Source organism: Streptomyces sp. AC627_RSS907, from assembly GCF_019049165.1.
This window is the reverse complement of the sequence record NZ_JAGMUE010001461.1, coordinates 1-563: the sequence shown is the minus strand read 5'-3', so window position 1 is coordinate 563 and position 563 is coordinate 1. Positions and strand designations below refer to the sequence as shown.

Sequence of the window (563 nt, the reverse complement as noted above, 5' to 3'; positions counted from 1 at the left end):
CGTCCCTCGGCGGCGGGCCCTCACGGCCCACCGCTCACGTCTGTCTAGCGGCCGGTGCGGCGCCTGGCGTCGGCCAGGTGCTCGCTCAGCCGCGCCTGGATGCGGACGGTCGCCGCGTCCAGGACTGCCCGGGTGGCCCGGGCGCGGGGGGCGCCCGCCCCGGTCGGGTCGCCGCCGGCGTCGTCGGTGGCGCGGAAGGCCGGGCCGAAGACGATGTCGATGCGGGACCGCAGCGGGGGCAGGGCCGCTATGGCCCGGCCGCGCCGCTCGCTGGTGCCCAGCACCGCCACCGGCACGATGGGGGCGTCGCCGCGCACCGCGAAGTAGGCCAGGCCGGCGCGGAGCGCGGCGAAGTCGCCCTCGCCCCGGGTGCCCTCCGGGAAGATGCCGAGCACGTCGCCGCGGCGCAGCACGGCGAGCGCGTCGGTGATCGCCGTCCGGTCCGCGATCTCCCGGTCCACCTTGAGCTGGCCGATGGAGCGCAGGAACGGGTCGAGCGGTCCGACGAACGCTTCCTTCTTGATCAGGAAGTGCACCGGCCGGGGCGCGGTGCCCATCAGCAT

Annotated in this window: 1 protein-coding gene; it reads right to left on the bottom strand. The window is 76.9% G+C overall.

The window, feature by feature from the left end; translation table 11 throughout:
- Positions 1–44 precede the first annotated feature (44 nt).
- A partial coding sequence (locus KUM32_RS42445; protein ID WP_217146913.1) for a 1-acyl-sn-glycerol-3-phosphate acyltransferase occupies positions 45–563 on the bottom strand: 519 nt, incomplete at its 5' end.